The following is a 14334-nucleotide window of genomic DNA, read 5'->3' as shown; positions in this document are numbered from 1 at the left end:
CGGCTCCTCCTTCTACCCCTAATTTTCTGCCGGAAATAGGACTGCTGCAGATCGCGCGAATCGCTTCACGATTCCCGACTCCCCATTCCCCATTCCCGGCTTTCGGAGAAAGCCATGAGCAAACAGATCCAGGAAGCCTACATCGTCGCCGCCACCCGTACGCCGGTCGGCAAGGCGCCCAAGGGCATGTTCCGCAACACCCGTCCCGACGACATGCTGGCGCACGTGCTGCGCGCGGTGGTGGCGCAGGCGCCGGGCATCGACACCTCGCGCATCGACGACGCGATCATCGGCTGCGCGATGCCCGAGGGCGAGCAAGGCATGAATGTGGCGCGCATCGGCGTGCTGCTGGCCGGCCTGCCGAACTCGGTGGCCGGGCAGACCATCAACCGCTTCTGCTCCTCGGGCATCCAGGCGGTGGCGCTGGCCGCCGACCAGATCCGCCTGGGCAACGCCGACCTGATGCTGGCCGGCGGCACCGAATCGATGTCGATGGTGCCGATGATGGGCAACAAGGTCGCGCTGTCGCCGAGCGTGTTCGCCGACGACCACGTGGCCATCGCCTACGGCATGGGCATCACCGCCGAGAAGGTGGCCGAGGAATGGAAGGTGTCGCGCGAGGACCAGGATGCCTTCGCCCTCGCCTCGCACCAGAAGGCCATCGCCGCGATCGCCGCCGGCGAGTTCCGCGACGAGATCAGCCCCTACGAGATCCTCTCGCACCAGCCCGACCTGGCCGACAACGTCATCGCCCTGCGCAAGAAGCTGGTCGATACGGACGAAGGTCCGCGTCCGGACAGCTCGATCGAAGGCCTGGCCAAGCTGCGCCCGGTGTTCCGCAACGGCCAGTTCGGCGGCAGCGTCACCGCCGGCAACTCCTCGCAGATGAGCGACGGCGCCGGTGCGGTGCTGCTGGCCTCCGAGCAGGCGATCAAGGACTACGGGCTGACCCCGCTGGCCCGCTTCGTCAGCTTCTCGGTCGCCGGGGTGCGTCCGGAAGTGATGGGCATCGGCCCGATCGAGGCGATTCCGAAGGCGCTCAAGCAGGCCGGCCTGAGCAAGGACCAACTGGACTGGATCGAGCTCAACGAAGCCTTCGCCGCGCAGTCGCTGGCGGTGATCCGCGACAGCGGCCTGGACCCGTCCAAGGTCAATCCGCTGGGCGGCGCCATCGCCCTGGGCCATCCGCTCGGCGCCACCGGCGCGATCCGCACCGCGACCCTGGTGCACGGCCTGCGTCGCCACAAGCAGAAGTACGGCATGGTCACCATGTGCATCGGCACCGGCATGGGCGCGGCGGGGATCATCGAAGCACTGTAAGCATGCGCTCCCCTACCCTCGTCCGTTTCTGTGGGCCACCTTTCCCCAAAGGACACCATGGTCCCGATGGGAAAAGGGAACAGCTATAGCCCCTCTCCCACCGGGAGAGGGGTTGGGGTGAGGGTCCGGCACCAAGCGTTGTTGTCAGACCAGCGCAAAAACAGAAAAAGGCAGCCTCACGGCTGCCTTTTTCTGTTTGTCACCTGATTCGCCTATCTGGATCGGATCAGTGCCTGAAGCTCATTGACCCGTGCGCCACCCACAGCGGCGCACGGCACCAGGCTTACTCCTCGGCGAGCATCTGGGTCAGCTTCTCACGCGCCGGCTTGGCCAGCTTCTTGTTCTCCAGCGCAAACCGGATGGTCGCCTCGACCAGGCCCAGGTGGGTACCGCAGTCGAAACGGGTGCCCTCGAAACGGTAGGCGTCCACTTCCTCGCTCTTCAGCAGCGCGGCGATGGCATCGGTCAGCTGGATCTCGCCGCCCGCACCGGTGCCGGTGCTTTCCAGCAGTTCGAAGATCTTCGAGCTGAGCACGTAGCGCCCGACAACCGCCAGATCGCTCGGCGCGTCTTCCGGCTTGGGCTTCTCTACGATCTGCGCGATGCGGCCCTTGCGGCCGTCGAAGGCCTCGGTGGCCACGATGCCGTAGCTGGCGGTGTTCTCGTGCGGCACGTCTTCCACCGCGATCACACTGGCGCCGCTGCGCTCGTTGAGATCGGCCATCTGCTTCAGCGCGCCGTCGCCGCGGTTCCAGATCAGGTCGTCCGGCAGCAGCACCGCGAACGGCTCGTCGCCGATGACCGACTTGGCGCACAGCACGGCGTGGCCCAGGCCCAGCGCTTCGGCCTGGGTCACGAAGACCGCGCGCACGCCGTCCGGCAGCACGTGGCGGATCATTTCCAGCTGCTCGTGCTTGCCGGCACGCTCCAGCTTCTGCTCCAGTTCGTAGGCCTTGTCGAAATAATCCGCGACCGCGTGCTTGTAGCGGTTGGTGACGAAGATCAGGGTGTCGCACCCGGCTTCGATCGCCTCGTCCACGGCGTACTGGATCAGCGGCCGATCGATGATCGGCAGCATTTCCTTGGGAACGGTCTTGGTGGCGGGAAGGAAGCGGGTACCCAAACCTGCCACCGGGAATACTGCCTTGCGGATTCTCTTGCTCATCAGAGCCTTCTGGCCTCGCGTGCGGGGAATGGAACGATGGTAGCGGAGCCGTCGTGACCGTCTTGCTGACGCAAGGGCGCGAACTCCGGCATGGTCATGCGCAACACCTTCTCGATGGTGTCGCTATCGTAATCGGCCACCGCGGCGCGCAGTTGCTGCACGCCGCGCAGCACGTCCTCGCGCGAGAAGCTGCGCACGCCGGCCTCGAGGATCTTCGGGTGCGAGGTGGGCCGGTAGTTCTCGTCGGCGTAGAACAGCGTCTCGTGCAGCTTCTCGCCCGGACGCAGGCCGGTATAGACGATGGCGATGTCGCGCCCGGGCTGCTTGCCCGCCAGGCGGATCATCTGCTCGGCAAGCAGTCGGATCGGCACCGGCTCGCCCATGTCCAGCGTATAGATGGCGCCATGCGACGCCGAGGCCGCCGCCTGCACGATCAGCTGGCTGGCTTCGGGAATGGTCATGAAGTAGCGCGTCACCTGCGGATCGGTGACCGTCACCGGGCCGCCCTGGCGGATCTGCTCGCGGAACAGCGGCACCACGCTGCCGGCCGAGTCCAGCACGTTGCCGAAGCGCACGGTGACGAAGCGCGTGCTCACCGCCTGGTCGTCCAGCGACTGGCACACCATTTCGGCGTAGCGCTTGGACGCACCGAGCAGATTGACCGGATTGACCGCCTTGTCGGTGGAAATGAACACGAAGGTCGAGACCTTGGCCGCGACACAGGCGCGCGCCACGTTCTCGGTGGCCAGCACGTTGTTGCGTACCGCCTCGCGGCACTGCCGCTCCAGCAGCGGCACCTGCTTGTAGGCGGCGGCATGGAACACCGCGTCCGGCTCGGCCACCTGCATGGCGTGGCGGATCACCGCCGGATCGCCGCAATCGCCGAGCACGCAGTCGATCTCCAGATCGGGGAACGTGCGGTGCAGGTCGGCATGGATGGTGATCAGCGCCAGCTCGTTGATCTCCAGCAGCACGATCTTGCGCGCGCCGTGACGCGCGCACTGACGGCACAGTTCCGAGCCGATCGAGCCGCCGGCGCCGGTGACCAGCACGGTCCGCCCGGACAACCAACCCTTGATCAGCTTCCAGTCCGGGGTCACCGGCTTGCGCCCGAGCAGGTCCTCGATCGCGACCTCCTTGAGCTCGCCCGGCAGATAATGGCCTTCGAGCACGTCGAGCAGGCGCGGCACGGTGCGGAACGGCAGGCCGGTGCTTTCGCAGATCGCCACCACACGCTGCATGCCGGCCGCGTCCAACGACGGGATCGCGATCACCAGCAGCTTGGCGGCGGTTTCCTTGGCGATCGCGCCGGCTTCGTCGATGCGGCCGAGGATCGGCAGGCCCTGCAGCTTGGCGCCGTGCAGATGGCCGGCGTCGTCGACGAATCCCACGGGCTGGTAGGCACCGGAACGGCGCAGGTCGCGCACCAGGGCCTCGGCCGCACGGCCGGCACCGACGATCAGCACACGCCGCGCGGTGTCGTCCGAGTGGGCGATTTGGTAGTCCTTCCAGGCGCGGTACAGCAGCCGCGGCGCGCCCAGCAGCGCCGACAGCGCGAACGGATACACCATCAGCACAGAGAGCGGGATCGCGTCGAAGCGGCTGTAGGCCAGCCCCAGCACGATCGCCACCAGGCCATAGAAGCTGGCCTTGAAGATATTGAGCAGGTCGGGAACGCTGGCGAAGCGCCACAGGCCGCGGTACAGGCCGACCTTCCAGAACACGAGGCCTTGCGCCACCAGCACGATGGCGGTGTTGAGGTTCCACAGCGGCAGCGGGTGCTCGCCGGGGAGCATGGTGTAACGCGCCGCGTGCAGCAATTGCCAACAGACCCAGACGATGGCCAGATCGTGGACAACCACGGAGGCCTTGGGAAACAGCTCGGTGACTCGGTCGCGCGTGGAAAGCATCAGTGATCCGTGAGAGTTCGGCGCATCCGGTTGCGCAAGGCCAGCCAAAGCACACCTGCCGAACAGAACCAGGCGATCGTCAGACCGGCCTGCGTGCCCGCATCCAGGGGCCTGCCCAGCCGCGCAATTGTAATCGCGACAATGCTGAACAGACCGTAGGCGAGCGTGACGACAGTATGGCTACTGCCGGTGTGTACCCAACGCTGGTAAAAATGTTGCGCGTGCGGTTGCCACCAGCGTTCGCCGGCGAGCATGCGCGAGACGAGCGTGAAGCCTGCGTCGATGGCAAAGGCCGACAGCGGCAATGCCGGCAGCCAGGGCGCCTGGCCGCCGGCGACGAGGCACCAGGCGAACAGCGCGGCGATCAGGTAACCAAGCGCGCCACTGCCGACATCGCCGAGGAAAATGCGCGCCCGGGGGTAGTTGAACGGCAAAAATCCCGCGCAGGCCACCAGCAGCACCCAGCACGGCCAGCGCAGCGGCGCCGGCAGCAGGCAGGCGAATCCCAGGGCGGCGAGCATCGCCTGGCTGCTGGCCAGACCATTGATGCCGTCCATGAAATTCCAGATATTGATTAGCGAAACCGTCGCCAACCACACCAGCGCGACCATCCACAGCGGCTGGCTCGCCTTGTAGACAAGTGCAGCCAACAGGGTCGCGGCGACCGCGTGCACCAGCAATCGCAGCGCCGCCGATAGCGACCGGTGGTCGTCCCACCAGCCGACGCCAGCGACCAGCACCAGGCCGGCGGCGACGGTGGCGATGCCCGCGCCGTGCTGCGGCCATTGCAGCGCCGCCCAGCCGCAGGCCAGCAGCACCGCCGCCACGATCGCCACGCCGCCGCCGCGCGGCGTGGCCACGGTATGGCTGCGCCGCTCGCCCGGCGCGTCCATCAGCTTGCGTTTGAGTGCGTACTGGCGCGACAGCCAGGTGCCGGCCGCGCTGAACACCCCGAGCGCCAAGAGCAGCGCGGCTCCTGCGATGGGCACTACACCACCGCGTAGTTGAGCAACGGCTTGACCGTGCCCCACTCCTTGCAGCTGGGGCATTGCCAGTGGTGGGTGCGCGCGCCGAAGCCGCAGCGGGTGCAGCGGTAGCTGGGATTGCGCACCAGCAGCTGGTCGGTGATGTGCTTGAGATCCTGCAGAGTCGCGGTGGAATCGGCGCCCTCGGCCAGGGTCAGGTCGATCAGCGCGGACTCGCCGCGCACCGACGGCCGGTCCTTGAGCTGCCGGCCCAGGTAGGAACGCGCGGCGGAAATGCCTTCCTGCGACTCCATGAGCCGGGTCAGCGCCAGCACCGGAGCGATGCCGCGGTAGTGCTCGGTCATCTCCGACAGGAACGCGCGCGCGCCGCTGAGATCGTTGCCGCGGCGGTAGCACTCCATCAGCGCCGGCATGATCTCCGGCAGGTAGTCCGGGTCGTGGCGCGCGGCGCGCTCGAAGGCGCGGATGGCGGCCTCGTCGTTGCCGTCGTCGACATCGATGCGCCCTTCCAGGATGCCCGCACGCACCGACTTGGCATCGGCCTGGTAGGCGCGCGCGATCGCCTCCCGCGCCAGATCGTTCTTGCCGGAGGCGCGGTAGCGGTCGGCCAGCTCGCATTCGAACTGGGCGATCAGCTTGCCCATCGGCTCGCCGGTCACCTCTTCGTAGCGGGTGGCGTTGTCGATGGCCTTTTCCCAGTCGCGCTCGGCCTGGTAGATGCCGATCAGGTGCTTGAGCGCCTGCGGCGCACGCTGGTCGATCTGCGCCAGTTCGGTGAAGACGGTTTCGGCGCGGTCCAGCAGCCCCGACTTCATGTAGTCCTCGCCCAGCGCCAGCAAGGCCTGCACGCGCTGCGCGTCGCTCAGGTCGCCGCGCTGGACCAGGCCCTGGTGCAGGCGGATGGCGCGGTCGACCTCACCGCGGCGACGGAACAGGTGGCCCAGCGCGACCTGGGTCTCGAAGGTTTCCTTGTCCAGTTCGGCGATGTGCAGGAACAGCTCGATCGCCTTGTCCGGCTGCTCGTTGAGCAGGTAGTTGAGGCCGCGGAAATAGGTGCTGGACAGCCGGCTGACCTGGGTATCGCCATGGCGCTGGCCGCCACGGCGGCCGATCACCCAGCCGCTCAATGCCGCCAGCGGCAGGAACAGGAAGAACCAGAACCACTCGGTCAGAAAGTCCATCGAAGATCAGCGTCCGTCCAAGGGCTGGTGGGCATGGGTGGAAACCGGCGCGACGGCCGGGGTCGCGGCGTTCGCGGCCTTGTTGGCGCGACGCAGCTTGGCATACAGGGGGATCACCAGGGCCGCCAGGACCAGCGAGGCGCCGATCAGCACGCCGGCGAATAGCGAGACGATGATGGCGATGCCGGAGGTGGTGGCGATGCTGGAGAACACGAAGTTGATCTGGATCGGCTGCGAATTGAGCGACCCGATGACCAGGCCGGCCAACAGCAACACCAGCAGGATCAGCAGTCGTGCGATCTTCATGAGCAACTCCAGCGTCGGGAGACACTAGATTAGCCGAACAGGCGTGGATTCCGGCAAGCGCCGGACGCCGGGCTCAGGGCGTATCGGATTCGACCGGGACGACGCCGCTGACGCGCTCGCGCAGCTCCTTGCCGGGCTTGAAATGCGGCACGTGCTTGCCGGGAAGCGCGACGGACTCGCCGGTCTTGGGATTGCGTCCCAGGCGCGGCGGCCGGTAATGCAGGGAAAAGCTGCCGAAGCCGCGGATCTCGATGCGATCGCCGCCGGACAGGGCGCCGCCCATCATTTCCAACAACGACTTCACCGCCAGATCGACGTCGTCCGACTTCAGATGCGCCTGCTTGCGCGCCAGGATTTCGATCAGCTCGGATTTGGTCATTTACGGATGCGTGCAGTGGGGTCGCAACCTGGCACGGCCCGGGAACACCGGGCCGTGCCAGTAACGCTGCGTGTGGCGGATTACTCGGACTTGTTGCCGTTCAGCTGCGCACGCAGCAGCGCGCCCAGCTGGGTGGTGCCGCCCGACGCGGACTGGTATTCCTCCAGCACTTCGCGCATTTCGGCATCGTCCTTGGCCTTGATCGACAGCTGCAGGGTGCGGCCCTTGCGGTCCATGCCCACGAACTTGGCTTCGATCTTGTCGCCGACCTTCAGGTGCTGGCTGGCGTCGTCGACGCGCTCGTTGGCGATGTCGCGCGCGGCGACGTAGCCTTCGATGCCGTCGGCCAGGTCGATGGTGGCGCCCTTGGCGTCCACTTCACGCACCACGCCCTCGACCTTCGAGCCCTTCGGGTTGGCGGCCATGTACTGGCCGAACGGATCCTGCTCCAGCTGCTTGACGCCCAGGCTGATGCGCTCGCGCTCCGGGTCCACCGCCAGCACCACGGCTTCCAGCGTGTCGCCCTTCTTGAAGTTGCGCACGATGTCTTCGCCGGTGGTGTTCCAGCTGATGTCGGACAGGTGCACCAGGCCGTCGATGCCGCCGTCCAGGCCGATGAAGATGCCGAAGTCGGTGATCGACTTGATCTGGCCGGACACCTTGTCGTTCTTCTTGTGGGTGGCGGCGAAGGTTTCCCACGGATTGGCGGCGACCTGCTTCATGCCCAGCGAGATGCGGCGACGCTCTTCGTCCACGTCCAGCACCATCACTTCGACTTCGTCGCCGACCTGCACGACCTTGGACGGGTTGACGTTCTTGTTGGTCCAGTCCATCTCGGACACGTGCACCAGGCCTTCCACGCCCGGCTCGATCTCGACGAACGCGCCGTAATCGGTGACGTTGGAGACCTTGCCGAACACGCGGCTGTTGGCCGGGTAACGGCGCGCGATGTTGTCCCACGGATCCTCGCCCAGCTGCTTCAGGCCGAGGCTGACGCGGTTACGCTCGCGATCGAACTTCAGCACGCGCACGTCCAGCTCGTCGCCGACGTTGACCACTTCGGACGGATGGCGCACGCGCTTCCAGGCCATGTCGGTGATGTGCAGCAGGCCGTCGATGCCGCCCAGGTCCACGAACGCGCCGTAGTCGGTCAGGTTCTTGACCACGCCCTTCAGGATCGCGCCTTCCTGCAGCTTGTCCATCAGCTGCTCGCGCTCTTCCGAGTGCTCGCTCTCGACCACCGCACGACGCGAGACCACCACGTTGTTGCGCTTGCGGTCCAGCTTGATCAGCTTGAACTCCAGTTCCTTGCCTTCCAGGTAGGCCGGGTCGCGCACCGGGCGCACATCCACCAGCGAACCGGGCAGGAACGCGCGGACATCCTTGATGTCCACGGTGAAACCACCCTTGACCTTGCCGCTGATGCGGCCGGTGATGGTCTCGTTCTTCTCCAACGCTTCTTCCAGCTCGTCCCACACCATGGCGCGCTTGGCCTTCTCGCGCGACAGCACGGTCTCGCCGAAGCCGTTCTCGAGCGAGTCGAGCGCGACCTTGACCAGGTCGCCTTCGGCGACGTCGATTTCGCCAGCGTCGTTACGGAACTGCTCGATCGGCACGATGCCTTCGGACTTCAGGCCGGCGTTGATCACCACCACATCGCCGCGGACTTCCACGACGGTACCGGTGACGATGGCGCCGGGCTTCAGCTTGGCCAGGTTGGCTTGGCTGGCTTCGAACAGTTCGGCAAAAGATTCGGTCATTTGAAATTACTCTAGTGGACACACGGACAGGGCGTTTTCTTCTGGAAAACAGCGACTGTCCACCTGTTAGTCGGCCCGAACAGCGGCCGGGTGTGGAATGGAAAAACCGCAGCGCGGAATTGCGCAGCGGAGCCTTTGACGCTATCGGTGGAACATGGATGTTGCGGGTGTAACGAGGAACCGGTGGCGTGCATGACGCCACCAAACTGCTGCCCTGCCCTGCGTGCCGCTCAGACCGGCAGCAACTGCAGGACGCGGCCCACCACCTGGTCGATGTCCATGCCGGTGGTATCGAGGAGGACGGCATCGTCTGCCGGCCTCAGCGGGGCCACCGCGCGTTGCGCATCGCGTGCGTCGCGGGCCATGATCTCGCGCAGCAGGTCGTCGAATATAACCGAAACCCCTTTTTCCTTCAACTGCTTATGCCGGCGCTGGGCGCGCTCCTCGGCGCTGGCGGTCAGGAACACCTTGTACGGGGCGTCCGGAAAAATCACCGTCCCCATATCGCGGCCGTCGGCGACCAGCCCCGGCGGGGTGCGGAAGGCGCGCTGGCGCTGTTTCAGCGCCGCACGCACCTCGGGGATGGCGGCGATCGCCGAGGCCACCGCACCGGTGGTCTCCAGGCGCAGCTCGTCGGTGGCATCGGCGCCGTTGATCCGCACCCGCAGGCCGCCATCGGCGACCTCGTCGAAATCCACCCGGGTGTCGAACGTGCAGCGCACCAGGGCGGCGGCGTCGGAAATATCCAGATTGGCCCAGCTGGCCGCCACCCCGACCGCCCGGTACAGCGCCCCCGAATCCAGGTAATGCCAGCCCAGGCGGGCGGCGACGATGCGGCTGACGGTGCCTTTGCCGGCCCCGGAAGGGCCATCGATGGTCAGGACGGGAGCGGGCTCGTTCATGCGGTTCCTCGGACGGGGGGCGGCGCATTGTAGCGCCGACGCCGGCCGGGCTGGCGCAAGCAGTTGAAACCATGAAGAAAACCAGGCTACAATCGCCTGCTTACTGATCCCGCGCCATGGTTTCGGCCGTGCCGCCCTCCTTCGAATCCACAAGTTTACGCCGAGGTGTGCCATGAAAGTCCTGTCCTCCCTGAAGTCGGCGAAGGCCCGTCACCGCGACTGCAAGGTGGTCCGCCGCCGCGGCAAGGTCTTCGTGATCTGCAAGTCCAACCCCCGTTTCAAGGCGCGTCAGCGCTGATCCGACCCGGCCTGCCCTGCCGCACCGCGCGCAGCGGTGGCCGGTCGTCGACGAAAGCCGCCTTCGGGCGGTTTTTTGTTATCGAAGTTTGCTGTAATCGGCGCTCGTCCTCTGGGGAGTACACGTGATGAAGCATCGTCTGTCCGTCCTGCCGCTGCTGGCCGTGTTGGGCCTGGCCGGCGGCGCCCACGCCGAGACCCTGCTGGTCGACCGGGTCAAGGAAGAACCCGCCGCGGCGCTGCCGACGCGCGGCCTGAGCATGGCCCAGGTGCAGGCGCGCTACGGCGCACCGCAGCAGAAACTGGAGCCGCGTGGCGGCCAGAAGCGGCAATGGCCGACCATCAACCGCTGGGTCTATCCGGCCTTCACCGTGTACTTCGAGAAACAGAAGGTGGTGGACGTGGTCGCCAACAAGGCCGACGCCAACGAGATCGGCCCGAAACCCGCGATCCGCTGACGCCGACCCTGCGCCCGGTCGCGCGTGCGCCTGGCCGAGCACCCCAGCACTGCCGCGTCGCGGTCGCCCAGCCGCGGCGCGGCGCAAAGCTCCCGCGCCCCGTCGGTGCGGGATACGAACGACACACACCCTGGCGCGATGCCGGGCACAACCTGAGTAGTGGTCGCAATGACTGATCGTCTTCGCCTTCCCGCGGAATGGGAGCCCCAGTCCGCCATCCTGATCGCCTGGCCGCATGCCGGCACCGACTGGGCCGAGCGCCTGGCCGAGGTCGAGGAAACCTACATCGCCCTGGTCGCGGCGATCGTGCGCTTCCAGCGGGTGCTGATCTGCGTGGCCGACGCCGACCTGCAGATCTACGCCGAGGCGCGGCTGCGCTCGGCACGGGTGGACATGCAGCGGGTGCGCTTCGTCGAGGCCGAGTACGACGACACCTGGCTGCGCGATTCCGGCCCGATCACCCTGGCGCGCGCCGGCGGCGGCTTCCAGCTGCTGGACTTCCGCTTCACCGGCTGGGGCGGCAAGTTCCAGGCCAGTCGTGACGACCAGTTGGTGAGCGTGCTGGCCGAGCAGGGCCTGTTCGCCGACAGCGACGTGCGCCGCATCGACTTCGCCCTGGAAGGCGGCGCCATCGACTGCGACGGCGCCGGCACCCTGCTGACCACCTGGCAGTGCCTGCACGAGCGCCACCCGCAGCGCAGCCGCGAATCGCTCAGCCACGACCTGGCCGACTGGCTGGCGCAGCAGCGCGTGCTGTGGCTGGACCACGGCTACCTGGAAGGCGACGACACCGACGCGCACATCGACACCCTCGCCCGCTTCGCCGGGACCGATGCGATCGTCTACCAGGCCTGCGACGACGCCGGCGATTCGCACTACGCCGAACTGCAGGCGATGGGCGCCGAACTGGCGGCGTTGCGTACCGCCGAGGGCGCGCCCTATAGGCTGTTCCCGCTGCCGTGGGCGCAGCCGGTCATCGATGAGGGCCGGCGCCTGGCCGCCTCCTACGCCAACTTCCTGATCGTCAACGGCGCGGTGCTGATGCCGGCCTACGGCGACGCGGCCGATGCGCAGGCGCAGGCGGTGATGGCGCAGGCCTTCCCGCAGCACGAGATCGTGCCGATCCCCTGCCGCGCGCTGATCTGGCAGAACGGCAGCCTGCACTGCATCACCATGCAGCTGCCGGCCGGCCTGCTCGCGGACTGAGCCGCCGCCGCTGCGCCGCACGCCGGCGCAGCACCGAGCACCCGCGCCGCCGCCACGCGTGGCGCGGGATTCATCTCCCCGGAACCTGCCGCGCGGCCATCCGCGCTACCATGCCGGTTTACCGCGAACCTTGATTCCGCAATGACCCGAACCACTCTTTCCGTCGCGCTGATCCAGGAGCGCAACCACGGCGACGCCGCGGCGAACCTGGCAGCGATCGAATCGCGTGTGGCCGAGGCTGCCGCGCAGGGCGCGCAGCTGGTGCTGCTGCAGGAACTGCACAACGGCGCGTACTTCTGCCAGCACGAGTCGGTGGACGAATTCGACCTGGCCGAGCCGATTCCCGGCCCCAGCACCGAGCGCCTGGGCGCGCTGGCCAAGCGCCATGGCGTGGTCCTGGTCGGCTCGCTGTTCGAGCGCCGCGCCGCCGGGCTGTACCACAACACCGCGGTGGTGTTCGAAAAGGACGGCAGCCTGCTGGGCAAGTACCGCAAGATGCACATCCCCGACGATCCGGGCTTTTACGAGAAGTTCTACTTCACCCCGGGCGATCTGGGCTTCACCCCGATCCAGACCTCGGTCGGCCGCCTCGGCGTGCTGGTGTGCTGGGACCAGTGGTATCCGGAAGCGGCGCGGCTGATGGCCCTGGCCGGCGCCGAACTGCTGCTGTACCCGACTGCGATCGGCTGGGACCCCAGCGACGAACAGGCCGAGCAGGAACGCCAGCGCGATGCCTGGATCCTCAGCCATCGCGGCCATGCCGTGGCCAATGGCGTGCCGGTGCTGAGCTGCAACCGGGTCGGCCACGAGCCGTCGCCGCTGGGTACATCGGGCATCCAGTTCTGGGGCAACAGCCATGTGCTCGGGCCGCAGGGCGAGTTCATCGCCGAGGCCGGTGGCGAGCCGACCGTGCTGGTCTGCGACGTGGACCTGCAGCGCAGCGAGCATGTGCGGCGGATCTGGCCGTTCCTGCGCGACCGCCGCATCGATGCCTACGGCGACCTGCTGAAGCGCTACATCGACTGACCCGCAGCGCCGTGCCGGGTCTTTGCTTGTGCAGCGCCGTTGACTGCGGCGCGGCGCGACCCGGCCGCAGGCGCCCATGCCGATCGCGGCCGATGCCCTCACACCCCATGCCCGCTGAGCCCCGGCGCTGCCGAGGCGCCCTCCGATGAGTGATGGAATGAACGAACTTTCCCAGGCCGACGGCGACGATGCGCTGTTCGACGGCCAGCCGTACCGCATCGTCGAACGCGATGGCATCCGCTACACCCTGCTCGGCACCGCGCACGTGTCCCTGGCCAGCGTCGCTGCCGTGGAACGGGCGATCGGCAGCGGCCGTTTCGACGCGGTGGCGGTGGAACTGGATCCGCAGCGCCTGCAGGCGCTGACCGATCCGGACGCGCTGACCAAGCTGGATCTGGTGCAGGTGATCCGCAAGGGCCGCGTGGCCCTGTTCGCCGCCAACCTGGCGCTGGCCGCCTACCAGCGGCGCCTGGCCGAGCAACTGGGCATCGAGCCCGGCGCCGAACTCAAGCGCGCAGTCCTGCTGGCGCGCGAACGGCAGTTGCCGGTGCACCTGGTCGATCGCGAAGTCGGCCTGACCTTCAAGCGCGCCTCCAGCCGGCTCGGCTTCTTCGGCAAGCTGAAGCTGGCCAGCGGCCTGCTCGGCGGTCTGTTCGCCTCCGACGAGGTCGGCGAGGCGGAGATCGAGAAGCTCAAGCAGGGCGACATGCTCGAAGCCAGCTTCGGCGATTTCGCCAGCGAGAGCCCGGCGCTGTACGACACCATCATCGCCGAGCGCGACCGCTACATGGCCACGCGCCTGCGCGAGGAACAGGCGCAACAGCGCGCGCTGCCGCTGGCCGGCAATGCCGAACCGCTGGATGGCGCCCCCGTTGCCGGCGTGCGCGACGTGCTGGCGGTGGTCGGCGCGGGCCACCTGGCCGGCCTGGCGCGGCACCTGCAGGGCGACCAGGACGACCCGGCGACGCTGCGCAAGGCGCTGGAAGAGGTGCAAACCAAGAAGAAGGTGCCGTGGATCACCCTGACCCTGACCGCGCTGGTGCTGGGCGGCGTGGCCTGGGGCTACTGGCACGGCGGCTTCGCCCTGGGCACCGACCTGCTGCTGCAGTGGGTGCTGTTCACCGGCGGCCTGGCCGGGCTGGGCTGCATCCTGGCCGGCGGGCATCCGCTGAGCGTGATCGCCGGCGCCATCGCCGCGCCGCTGAAGCCGTTCCGCCCGGGCGTGCCGGCCGGGGCGTTCAGCGCCCTGGTCGAAGTGCACATGCGCAAGCCGGCCTATGGCGATTTCCTGGCGCTGCGCGACGATGCGCAGAACCTGCGCGGCTGGTACCGCAACCGCGTCTCGCGGGTGGTGCTGACCTTCCTGCTGACCAACCTGGGCAGCATGCTCGGCGTGTGGCTGGCCGGCTTCCGCATCTTCGGCAAGCTGGCGGGTTGA

At 67.6% G+C, this 14334-nt stretch carries 14 protein-coding genes; 6 read left to right on the top strand and 8 right to left on the bottom strand.

Annotated features, from left to right (window positions below; translation table 11 throughout):
- Positions 1-114 precede the first annotated feature (114 nt).
- Positions 115-1320, top strand: a complete 1206-nt coding sequence (locus CEK68_RS08325; RefSeq protein ID WP_017916931.1) for an acetyl-CoA C-acyltransferase — start codon at positions 115-117, stop codon at positions 1318-1320.
- 283 nt (positions 1321-1603) lie between these two features.
- Here CEK68_RS08325 and galU read toward each other — a convergent pair whose 3' ends face one another.
- The 8 genes from galU to cmk all read right to left on the bottom strand — a co-directional run bounded on the left by galU (position 1604) and on the right by cmk (position 9909).
- Positions 1604-2485: a UTP--glucose-1-phosphate uridylyltransferase GalU gene (gene galU, locus CEK68_RS08320; RefSeq protein WP_043092104.1), complete on the bottom strand. Its 882-nt coding sequence runs from the start codon at positions 2483-2485 to the stop codon at positions 1604-1606.
- Complete coding sequence (locus tag CEK68_RS08315; RefSeq protein WP_152239116.1) at positions 2485-4395, bottom strand: nucleoside-diphosphate sugar epimerase/dehydratase; 1911 nt, start codon at positions 4393-4395, stop codon at positions 2485-2487. The genes galU and CEK68_RS08315 overlap by 1 nt, the downstream gene beginning before the upstream one ends.
- Entirely contained in the window at positions 4395-5384 is a 990-nt protein-coding gene (locus tag CEK68_RS08310) for a glycosyltransferase family 4 protein (protein WP_152239115.1), read from the bottom strand. Before CEK68_RS08310 ends, CEK68_RS08315 begins: the two co-directional genes overlap by 1 nt.
- Entirely contained in the window at positions 5384-6562 is a 1179-nt protein-coding gene (gene lapB / locus CEK68_RS08305; RefSeq protein WP_017910701.1) for a lipopolysaccharide assembly protein LapB, read from the bottom strand. Before lapB ends, CEK68_RS08310 begins: the two co-directional genes overlap by 1 nt.
- Positions 6563-6568: 6 nt before the next feature.
- Positions 6569-6868, bottom strand: a complete 300-nt coding sequence (locus CEK68_RS08300) for a LapA family protein (protein WP_043092107.1) — start codon at positions 6866-6868, stop codon at positions 6569-6571.
- 73 nt (positions 6869-6941) lie between these two features.
- Positions 6942-7247, bottom strand: coding sequence for an integration host factor subunit beta (locus CEK68_RS08295; protein ID WP_010342890.1), 306 nt, complete (start codon positions 7245-7247; stop codon positions 6942-6944).
- A gap of 80 nt (positions 7248-7327) precedes the next feature.
- A complete protein-coding gene (rpsA, locus tag CEK68_RS08290; RefSeq protein WP_010342889.1) occupies positions 7328-9007 on the bottom strand; it encodes a 30S ribosomal protein S1 in 1680 nt (559 codons plus the stop codon).
- A 230-nt stretch (positions 9008-9237) separates the two neighbouring features.
- Entirely contained in the window at positions 9238-9909 is a 672-nt protein-coding gene (gene cmk / locus CEK68_RS08285) for a (d)CMP kinase (RefSeq protein ID WP_017910699.1), read from the bottom strand.
- Between the two features lie 172 nt (positions 9910-10081).
- On the opposite strand from cmk, the gene ykgO reads away from it, so the two are divergent.
- From ykgO to CEK68_RS08260, 5 genes are all read left to right on the top strand, one after another.
- Complete coding sequence (ykgO, locus tag CEK68_RS08280) at positions 10082-10207, top strand: type B 50S ribosomal protein L36 (RefSeq protein ID WP_010342887.1); 126 nt, start codon at positions 10082-10084, stop codon at positions 10205-10207.
- Between the two features lie 127 nt (positions 10208-10334).
- Positions 10335-10664, top strand: a complete 330-nt coding sequence (locus tag CEK68_RS08275) for a hypothetical protein (protein ID WP_017913727.1) — start codon at positions 10335-10337, stop codon at positions 10662-10664.
- A gap of 168 nt (positions 10665-10832) precedes the next feature.
- A complete protein-coding gene (locus CEK68_RS08270; protein WP_017910697.1) occupies positions 10833-11870 on the top strand; it encodes an agmatine deiminase family protein in 1038 nt (345 codons plus the stop codon).
- Between the two features lie 141 nt (positions 11871-12011).
- Entirely contained in the window at positions 12012-12896 is an 885-nt protein-coding gene (locus CEK68_RS08265; RefSeq protein WP_152239114.1) for a carbon-nitrogen hydrolase, read from the top strand.
- A gap of 157 nt (positions 12897-13053) precedes the next feature.
- A complete protein-coding gene (locus tag CEK68_RS08260; protein ID WP_193314139.1) occupies positions 13054-14334 on the top strand; it encodes a TraB/GumN family protein in 1281 nt (426 codons plus the stop codon).

Source organism: Xanthomonas sp. LMG 12461 (genome assembly GCF_009192935.1).
In the GTDB taxonomy this organism is placed as follows: domain Bacteria; phylum Pseudomonadota; class Gammaproteobacteria; order Xanthomonadales; family Xanthomonadaceae; genus Xanthomonas_A; species Xanthomonas_A sontii.
The sequence above is the reverse complement of the archived record's forward strand: the minus strand, read 5'-3'. Positions and strand labels throughout refer to the sequence as shown.

Coding starts and splice junctions, on each gene's coding strand:
- lapB (WP_017910701.1), bottom strand. CDS start 6,562: ATGGACTTTCTGACCGAGTGGTTCTGGTTCTTCCTGTTCCTGCCGCTG.
- galU (WP_043092104.1), bottom strand. CDS start 2,485: ATGAGCAAGAGAATCCGCAAGGCAGTATTCCCGGTGGCAGGTTTGGGT.
- CEK68_RS08315 (WP_152239116.1), bottom strand. CDS start 4,395: ATGCTTTCCACGCGCGACCGAGTCACCGAGCTGTTTCCCAAGGCCTCC.
- CEK68_RS08325 (WP_017916931.1), top strand. CDS start 115: ATGAGCAAACAGATCCAGGAAGCCTACATCGTCGCCGCCACCCGTACG.
- CEK68_RS08300 (WP_043092107.1), bottom strand. CDS start 6,868: ATGAAGATCGCACGACTGCTGATCCTGCTGGTGTTGCTGTTGGCCGGC.
- CEK68_RS08275 (WP_017913727.1), top strand. CDS start 10,335: ATGAAGCATCGTCTGTCCGTCCTGCCGCTGCTGGCCGTGTTGGGCCTG.
- cmk (WP_017910699.1), bottom strand. CDS start 9,909: ATGAACGAGCCCGCTCCCGTCCTGACCATCGATGGCCCTTCCGGGGCC.
- CEK68_RS08295 (WP_010342890.1), bottom strand. CDS start 7,247: ATGACCAAATCCGAGCTGATCGAAATCCTGGCGCGCAAGCAGGCGCAT.
- CEK68_RS08260 (WP_193314139.1), top strand. CDS start 13,054: ATGAACGAACTTTCCCAGGCCGACGGCGACGATGCGCTGTTCGACGGC.
- CEK68_RS08270 (WP_017910697.1), top strand. CDS start 10,833: ATGACTGATCGTCTTCGCCTTCCCGCGGAATGGGAGCCCCAGTCCGCC.
- CEK68_RS08265 (WP_152239114.1), top strand. CDS start 12,012: ATGACCCGAACCACTCTTTCCGTCGCGCTGATCCAGGAGCGCAACCAC.
- ykgO (WP_010342887.1), top strand. CDS start 10,082: ATGAAAGTCCTGTCCTCCCTGAAGTCGGCGAAGGCCCGTCACCGCGAC.
- rpsA (WP_010342889.1), bottom strand. CDS start 9,007: ATGACCGAATCTTTTGCCGAACTGTTCGAAGCCAGCCAAGCCAACCTG.